The sequence below is a fragment of the Desulfobacteraceae bacterium genome (genome assembly GCA_022340425.1).
GTDB lineage: Bacteria > Desulfobacterota > Desulfobacteria > Desulfobacterales > JAABRJ01 > JAABRJ01.
This window is the reverse complement of record JAJDNY010000190.1, coordinates 1-8,170: the sequence shown is the minus strand read 5'-3', so window position 1 is coordinate 8,170 and position 8,170 is coordinate 1. Positions and strand designations below refer to the sequence as shown.

Annotated in this window: 8 protein-coding genes; all 8 read left to right on the top strand. The window is 63.1% G+C overall.

Annotation, left to right across the window (positions count from 1 at the left end; all coding sequences use genetic code 11):
- The coding region (locus LJE63_16685; GenBank protein MCG6908241.1) for a paraquat-inducible protein A at nt 1-213 on the top strand (213 nt) is incomplete at its 5' end.
- The gene (locus tag LJE63_16680; GenBank protein ID MCG6908240.1) at nt 210-863 is read left to right on the top strand and encodes a paraquat-inducible protein A; all 654 of its coding nucleotides are present in this window, start codon (nt 210-212) and stop codon (nt 861-863) included. The genes LJE63_16685 and LJE63_16680, both read left to right, overlap by 4 nt.
- Complete coding sequence (locus LJE63_16675) at nt 841-2,517, top strand: MlaD family protein (protein MCG6908239.1); 1,677 nt, start codon at nt 841-843, stop codon at nt 2,515-2,517. The genes LJE63_16680 and LJE63_16675 overlap by 23 nt, the downstream gene beginning before the upstream one ends.
- Nucleotides 2,514-3,122 carry a PqiC family protein gene (locus tag LJE63_16670; GenBank protein ID MCG6908238.1) on the top strand — a complete coding sequence of 203 codons (609 nt, stop codon included), beginning with the start codon at nt 2,514-2,516 and terminating at the stop codon, nt 3,120-3,122. The genes LJE63_16675 and LJE63_16670 overlap by 4 nt, the downstream gene beginning before the upstream one ends.
- Before the next feature lie 398 nt (nt 3,123-3,520).
- Complete coding sequence (locus LJE63_16665; GenBank protein MCG6908237.1) at nt 3,521-5,977, top strand: sigma 54-interacting transcriptional regulator; 2,457 nt, start codon at nt 3,521-3,523, stop codon at nt 5,975-5,977.
- Nucleotides 5,978-6,188: 211 nt separating this feature from the next.
- Nucleotides 6,189-6,611 (top strand): antibiotic biosynthesis monooxygenase, encoded by a 423-nt coding sequence (locus LJE63_16660; GenBank protein MCG6908236.1) that lies wholly within the window; start codon nt 6,189-6,191, stop codon nt 6,609-6,611.
- 22 nt (nt 6,612-6,633) lie between these two features.
- Nucleotides 6,634-7,617, top strand: coding sequence for a hypothetical protein (locus LJE63_16655; protein MCG6908235.1), 984 nt, complete (start codon nt 6,634-6,636; stop codon nt 7,615-7,617).
- A gap of 116 nt (nt 7,618-7,733) precedes the next feature.
- A partial coding sequence (locus tag LJE63_16650) for a biotin/lipoyl-binding protein (protein ID MCG6908234.1) occupies nt 7,734-8,170 on the top strand: 437 nt, incomplete at its 3' end.

The window sequence follows — 8,170 nt, the reverse complement described above, 5'->3', positions numbered from 1 at the left end:
GTCTTCCGCTGGCTGCGCAGCATCGCGCCCTGGAGCATGACGGAGGTGTTCATGCTGGGGATTCTGGTCTCGGTCGTCAAGCTGGCCAAGATGGCCCAGATCATCCCGGGACCGGCCGCCTTCTGCTTCATGGCGCTGATTTTCGTTCTGGCGGCGTGCATGTCCTCGCTGGACCCCCACGAGATCTGGGGCCGCTGGGAGGGTCCCCGATGAGGCCTGTCGCCCGGACGGCTAAAAGCCAGTCCCTGGTGAGCTGTGGGGTATGCCATCTGCTCGTCCGAAAGCTACCCGGGTCCCCGGAACCGCCCGGAAGATGCCCGCGCTGCGGCGCCGCCCTGCATTCACGCAAACCCGACAGCATTGCCCGCACCTGGGCCCTGGTGATCGCGGCCCTGTTCTTCTATGTCCCCGCCAACGTGCTGCCCATCACCAAGGTTACCTCGTTGGGCGTGGTTCAGTTGGATACCATCCTGAGCGGCGTCATCTACTTTATCCACAGCGGCATGTGGCCCATCGCCCTGGTCATTTTCATCGCCAGCATTTTCGTGCCGCTGCTGAAACTTTTGATTCTGATGCTTCTGCTGGTGTCCGTCCAGCGGGGCATCCGCTGGCGGCCCAAGGACAGGACGCGCCTCTACCGCATCACCGAAGCGATCGGTCGCTGGTCGATGGTGGACATCTTTGTGGTGACCATCCTGGTGGCCCTGGTGCACCTGGGGGCGCTGGCCAACATCGAAGCCCAGGCGGGGGCGGCGTTCTTCGCGGCCGTCGTGGTCATCACCATCTTTGCCGCCATGAGCTTCGACCCCCGTCTCATCTGGGATGTAAAGGAGTCCGACGATGAACCCCAACACACCCCCTGAACCCGAGGCTGCCGATCTCCCCGAGCCGGTCATCCGTTCCGGCAAGCGAAGTGTCTCCATCGTCTGGCTGGTGCCGCTGGCGGCCCTTTTGATCGGCGGCTGGCTGATCTACAAGGCGATTTCCGAGAAGGGGCCGGAGATCACAATCAGCTTCAAGACCGCCGAGGGGCTCGAAGCCGGCAAGACCAAGATCAAGTGCCGGGATGTGGAGATCGGGCAGGTCCAGGAGATCACCCTCAGCCGGGACCTGAACCAGGTGATCGTCAAGGCCCAGCTCATCAAGGAGGCGGCTGCGTTTCTCTCCGAGAATTCCCGTTTCTGGGTGGTTCGCGCGCGGGTGAGTGCCGGTTCGGTGACGGGTCTGAGCACGGTCTTCTCCGGGGCCTACATCGACATCGACCCCGGGGCGCCGGGGAAAAAGGTCCTGCACTTCGAAGGCTTGGAGGAGCCCCCCATCGTGACCACCTGGGAGAAGGGTCGCCACTTCGACCTTCTGGCCGAGCGCAAAGGCTCGCTGGATGTGGGCTCGCCTGTCTATTACCGGCAGATCGAAGTCGGGCGGGTGGCCGCCTACAGTCTGGCCCCCGACGGTACGGGCATCACCTTCAAGGTTTTCATCAAGGACCCCTACCCGGCGTTTGTGCGCCAGAACACGCGCTTCTGGAACGCCAGCGGCATTGATCTCAAGCTGGACGCGCGCGGAATCCAGGTCAACACCGAATCGTTCGTCTCGATGCTGGTCGGCGGCGTGGCTTTCGACGTGATTGAGAAATTCGGACCGCCCGCGGCGGCGGCGGATCCGGAAGCCGGGTCCTTCAGGCTGTTTCCCGATCGGCAGGCCGCCGAGGAGGAAACCTACACCGTCCAAAATTACTATCTCCTGCACTTCACCAGTTCGGTGCGCGGGCTTTCGCCGGGGGCGCCGGTGGAATTTCGGGGGGTCCAGGTCGGGCATGTGGTCGACTTCCGGCTGGACTTCGACGTCAATCGAAACACCTTCGACATTCCCGTGCTGATCGCCATCCAGCCCGAGCGGATACACGCCATCGGGGGGGAAGATCAGCCGCGGCAAAGCGTGAAAAGAATGGAGGCGTTCGTGGAAAAAGGCCTGCGCGCCCAACTCCGCTCCGGCAGCATCGTCACCGGCCAGCAGTACGTGGCCCTGGAATTTTTCCCGGATGAGCCGCCCACCAAGCTCGGCCGCGAAGGCCGCTATCCCAGCATCCCGACCTTGCCGACCCAGTTCGAGGAGATCGGCACCAAATTGAACCGGCTGATCGCCAAGCTCGAAGATCTCCCCATCGATCAAATCGGAAGCGACCTGCGGGACGCCGTTCAGGGCGCCAAGCGCATCACCAACGCCCCTGAGCTTATGGACGCCGTGAAATCGCTTACGGCCGCCGTCAACGAAATTCAGGGCCTCACGGCGGAGTTGCGCACCCAAACGGCGCCGGAAATCACGGCCGCCCTGCAGCAGGCCCAGGCGGCGCTGGCGGCCAGCGCCGCTTCGCTGCAATCGGATTCGCCGCTTCAGATCCGGATGAAAATCGCGCTGGAGGAGCTGGCGGCCAGCGCGCGCGCCCTGCGGGTGCTGGCCGATTTCCTCGAGCGGCAGCCGGGGTCGCTCCTGCGCGGAAAGGAAACCAACCAATGAAACACGCCTTCTCGGCACTGAAGATCCTTTGTGCGCTGAGCCTGCCGGTTTTGGCGCTCAGCGGGTGTCTGTTCCGGACCAGCGACCCGGTCACCTTCTATACCCTGAGCCCCATGCCCCAGACGGCTGGGCAGACCGGAGCCGTCCCGGGGACCCTCCTGGCGGTGCTGCCGGTGGCAATCCCCACCGTGATCGACCGCCCGCAGATCGTCACCCGTGCCGACGACAACCGCATCCTGATGTCCGATACCCATTATTGGGGCGGCTCGCTGGGAGACAACTTCACCCGCGTGCTGGTGGCCAATCTGGGCAGCTTGCTGGCGGCAAAAAAAGTGAACGTGCTCTCCGATGCCCATGCCCCCGACGAAGCCTACCGCCTGAGCGTCGTGGTGGGCCAGTTCGACGGCCGGCTGGCGGACACGGTCCGACTGAATGCAAGCTGGACCCTCAAGGAGCCGAAGGGTCAGAAAACCCTGGCGGTGGGCAATTCGGTCGTCCAGGAGGCGGTGACGGGTGGCGGATATGATGAGCTGGTGGCCGCGGCAAGCCGGGCGGTTGCCGCGCTGAGCCGCGAGATCGCCGCCGAATTCGAAAAGCTGCGGTAATGGCGAAACGGCATGCACCGCCTCCTCGAGGATACGCTGTTTAAGTGCCTCGTGAAGGGCTTTCGGTGTCGCCAGGTCAACCTGCCGGCCGAAGAGATCCTGCAAACACCGCTGTAACCTGGCAAAAGCGAACGATCCGAGGTTCGCGCCGGGATCGAATTCGAAGAGGATATCCACATCGCTCTCCGGCCAGCCTTTTGAGTTGACGCTGCCATTGACTCCCTACCACCTACCTGGCATACTCATGTCGGCCAAGACCGGGGTTCGCTTTTCGTTTCTCGACGGCCAGCCATGACGACCGACCTTCAATTCTTCCGCTGGAAACGATCGAAATCATCTTTCGAGGGCCGGTCCGCGGCAACCCCTCTTTGCCGGAGAAAGGCTTGAAGATCCCAGCCATGGATACCCCACTTTCGGAAAAATTTGCGGGCCGGCTGATCGTTGTGGAAGAAGACCCCGCGCGAAGCCGGGCGCTGGAGGCGATCCTGACCCGCGCCGGCTATGAAGTCCGCTTCGCGCCGAGCGCCGACGCGGCGCTTGGGTTGGCGCAGAAGGGCTCCTTCGACCTGATCCTGCTGGACAGCCGCGTACCCGACCTCGCCGGCGTGGACACCTGCCGCTGTCTCAGGCAGGATTCGGCCATGCGCGCCATCCCGGTGATCTTCAGCTGCGGGTTGCAGGACCCCAAAGAAAACATGAAAGGTTTTCCCGGCGGGGGTGCCGAATGCATCACCAAACCGTATCGGGCCGAGGAGCTGCTGCAGCGCGTAAAGGCCCATATCTGCCTTTACCGCCTGCAAAACCGCCCCAAAGAGCTGGCCGAACGGCGCACGGCCGAGCTGTCGCAGCTAAACGCGCGACTGACCGAAGCCAACCGGCGCCTGGAACTGGAGATCGCCCAGCGCCGGCAGGCCGAGGAGGCCCTCTCCGAGCGGCTGCGCTTTGAACGCTTGCTTTCGGACCTCTCCGCCCGCTTCGTCAACCTTCCCGCCGAGGGGCTGGACCGCGAAATCGAACGCGCCCTGGAAATGGTGATGACGTTTTTTCAGGTGGACCGTTGCGCCCTGGTGCGGACACTGCCGGGCAAGGCCTCCTTCCAGATCACCCATCTCGCCGCCTCGGCGCACGCCCCACCGATTCCCAAGGGGATGGAGATTCCCCGATCGAAGAACCCGTGGGCATACCGGAAGCTGGTGGAAAAAGGCGAGGTGGTGGCGTTTACCCGGATGGACGACGTGCCGGAGGCACCCCTTGCGAGCAAGCAGTTCTGGCGCCAACTGGGGATTCGCTCCACCCTGACGATACCCATCTTGTTGGGCGAATCCGTCGATCATATGATTTCCATCAATGCGGTGCGAAACGAGCGTGATTGGCCGGCGGAAATCATCCCGCGGCTGCAATTGCTCGGGGAGGTCCTCGTGAATGCTTTGACGCGCCGGAATGCCGAGCAGGCCCTGCGCGAGAGCGAGGAGCGCCTGAGCCTGGCGGCGTCCTCGGCGGAGGCCGGTTTCTGGATCCTGGATCCGGGTTCGGGGCATATCTGGGCCTCCGACAGGCTGCGGGTCCTGCTGGGCTTTGCCCGGGACGAGGCGTTTGGCCTGGAGCGGTTCATGGCCATCGTTTTGCCGGAGGACCGCGGTATTGTGGAGGAGAGCATTCGGCAGTGCCTGGAGGGAGGCGCCATGATCAACGTCGAATATCGAATCCAGCGGCCCCCGGGCGAGACCCGCTGGATCGCCTCCCGGGGGCGGTCCTATTCGGCTGCACCGGAGCTGCCGGAGCGCCTGATGGGGGTGTCCCTGGACATCACCGCGCGCAAGGAGATGGAGGAACGGCTGCGGGAACAGCTGGAGGAGATCGGGCGGCTGAAAGGCCAGTTGGAGCAGGAGAACCTCTACTTGCGAAATGAGATCGTGCTCCAGCATAGCCACGACGGCATCGTCGGCCGCAGCCCGGCCTTGAAGCGCGTGCTCGCCCAGGTGGAGCAGGTCGCCGGTACCGATGCCACCGTGCTCTTGCTGGGGGAAACCGGCACCGGCAAGGAACTTCTGGCCCGCACCATTCACGGCCTGAGCCAACGCAAAGACCGCCCGCTGGTGACCCTCAACTGCGCGGTCCTGCCCCCCACCCTGATCGAGAGCGAACTTTTCGGCCGGGAGAAGGGCGCCTACACCGGGGCTCTGACCCGCATGGCCGGCCGCTTCGAGGTGGCCCACCGGTCGACGCTCTTTCTGGACGAAATCGCCGAGCTGCCCCTGGACCTGCAGGCCAAGCTGCTGCGGGTTCTGGAGGATGGGCGGTTCGAACGCCTGGGCTCCACCAAGCCCCTTCAGGTGGACGTCCGCATCATCGCGGCCACCAACCGGGACCTGGCCCAGGAGGTCGCCGCCGGAAGGTTTCGCAGCGATCTCTACTACCGGCTGAGCGTGTTCCCGATTGCGGTTCCGCCTCTGCGCGAACGCCCCGAGGACATCCCCCCGCTGGTCTGGGTTTTCGTCAGACAGAACGAGAAAAAATTGAACAAACCGGTGGAGCGCATCGACCGCCGCAGCATGGAGGCCCTCAGGCGCTACTCCTGGCCGGGCAACGCCCGGGAGCTGCGCAACATCGTCGAGCACGCCATGATCACCAGCGGCGGCGGGACCCTGCATCTGCACCCGCCCGATTTCAAGTCCGAAAAGCCTCGCCCCACCGGCACCCTGGAGAAGGTCGAGCGCCGGTATATCCTGGATGTCCTGTCCAAAACCGGCTGGCGGATCACGGGACCCAACGGGGCCGCCGAAATTTTAGGGCTGAAGCGCACCACCCTGCAATCCAAGATGAAGCGCTTGGGGATCCACAGGGGCAATGCCTGATGCCGAAATAGCGGCCTGATGCCGATATTTCGGCATAAACAATCCTTTCAGTTCTCCCGCGAACTTCTCCAAATTCAAATTAATTTAAACGATCCCGGCATGTTGTAAGAGAAAAGGCCTGTCGCCGCGGTTTGGGAACGGGTTTCGCAATGCCTGAGAGTCTCGATTTCCGTTTTAACGTCTTGCGACCCCTTTGCCGGAGGTGTCTCCCTTGGCCGAACCCAAGCAGTTGCCATCTGTCTCAGACGGGCCGAATGACGCGGAAATCCGCATTCACGCGACCTTCCGGATGCTGATTCCCGCCAGGAAGCGCAAAGAGGCGCTGGTCATTCTCAGGTCGATGATCGAACGGATCAAACTCGAAGCGGGCTGCGTCAGCTGCCGCCTCTACCAGGAAATAACGGGGGGGCGCGCGTTGATGATAGAGGAAATCTGGGCGAGCAAGGAGGGGTTGCAGCGCCATTTGAGTTCGGCAACGTTCCGCAACATCCTGCTGGTGGTCGAGATGGCGTCCCAAACGCCTGAAATACGCTTCGACAGAATTTCATACTCCACAGGCATCGACACCATAGAACAGGCCAGGGACCAGGTGGATCCGCACAGTGGCGCCAGCCGCCGGCAGCCGCCTTCCTGAGCCGCAGACGGGTGGGGATAATATGGGCATCAAGGACAAGTGGACCCAATACCGGGAGCTGAAGAGATCGCAGGGGCAACGGGAGGCGTTGCTGGACGAGTGGATCGAGCGCATGGTTGAGGACAGCGAGCCCTCGATGCGATCTGTCACGGGATACCAGCAACAGCTCCGAAAGCCCCTGGAAAACGCCCTGGGCTACATGGAGGGCGTGATCGCGACCATACCCGGTCCGTTCGACCTTTCAGGCCGGCTTTGGGACCAGAACCCGCTGGTGCACGCCCTTTTTGCCACCCCCGGAGAGGTTCAGACCCTGCTGCAAAACTGCGGCGAGCTGACATCCTTTTTTCAGGAGGGCGGCGGGAAGACCGCTGTAGTCCTGCTCACGGCCCGTAAAGAGGAACGGACGGTTTTCGCAACAGCCGTGGAGGGTGAAATCCTGCGGCGCGACGTACCCCGGAAGGCCGTCGAATTCTACGAGCACCGCGTCGTGGCGCCGATGGCGACCGCGGAGGAGATCCGCCGTGAGCTGGTTCACCGGGGCTTGAATGTGATCGCGATGCTTGCCATTGAGGAGGTCACGCGGGACCAGGCGATCCGCGAGGAACTTACCGCCGAGCGTCGCAACCTGGAGTTCAAGATCAAACTTCGGCGCACCCGTGAGCGCGGTTTGGAGACCCTCCTGGCCGGCGGCTTGCCACCCGATGCGGAGGACGAAAAGGCCCAGCAGCTCCTGGCCGAGATCGATCAGCAGCTCAGGGCGCTTGAACCCGGGGCGGGAGCGCCGCGTGATGTCCTGCGGAAGCTGGAGAGCATTTTAACCAGCCCCGACACCGCTTTGACGGCAAAAACCCTGGAAATTCGCCTGGATCGGATGGGCATGAAACAAAACGAAGCCGCAACCGAAGATAGCCAGGCCATCGTCATGGCCGAACTGGAGATTCCCGGCCGTTTGAAGCGGGTGGCCATGCTGGCAACCGTAGCCGCCGACGACCTTCTGAAGTCATGATCGGCCCTTCCGTCGGGGCTGCGCCCCCGCGGCAACTTCGAGATGCAGCGCAACGCAGAAATTGGCCTTACGGAACTGTCAACACTCACATTCGGTAAGAGGTCAGAGGAGGCGACGTGAAGGGAAAGCATATCGTGATGCTGGTTCTAATGGCGTTGGTGGCCGTCTTCGGCGCGGTGGGCTACGCCGAGGAGAAAAAAAAGGAAGCGCAGACGGATGCGGCCCAGACGCCGCCGCCGGAGGTGGCGGTGGCCGATGTGGTTCAAAAGGACGTTCCCGTTTTCCAGGATTACGTGGCCAGCATGGACGGGCTGGTGAACGCCACGATCCTCGCCCAGGTGGAAGGCTACCTGATCAAACAGAACTACCAGGAAGGCAGTTTCGTCAAGAAGGGCGCGCTCCTCTTCGAGATCGACCCGAGACCGTTCCAGGCGTCGCTGGACGTGGCCAAGGCCGTATTGGCCAAGCATGAGGCCGTGCTGCGGACCGCCCAGGCCACCCTCAAACGGATTCTGCCCCTGGCCGAGGCCCGGGCGGTGAGCCAGAAGGACAA

What these genes read in the sequence shown, in the direction of transcription:
- LJE63_16680 (MCG6908240.1), top strand. Translation starts at nt 210, where the DNA reads ATGAGGCCTGTCGCCCGGACGGCTAAAAGCCAGTCCCTGGTGAGCTGT.
- LJE63_16675 (MCG6908239.1), top strand. Translation starts at nt 841, where the DNA reads ATGAACCCCAACACACCCCCTGAACCCGAGGCTGCCGATCTCCCCGAG.
- LJE63_16670 (MCG6908238.1), top strand. Translation starts at nt 2,514, where the DNA reads ATGAAACACGCCTTCTCGGCACTGAAGATCCTTTGTGCGCTGAGCCTG.
- LJE63_16665 (MCG6908237.1), top strand. Translation starts at nt 3,521, where the DNA reads ATGGATACCCCACTTTCGGAAAAATTTGCGGGCCGGCTGATCGTTGTG.
- LJE63_16655 (MCG6908235.1), top strand. Translation starts at nt 6,634, where the DNA reads ATGGGCATCAAGGACAAGTGGACCCAATACCGGGAGCTGAAGAGATCG.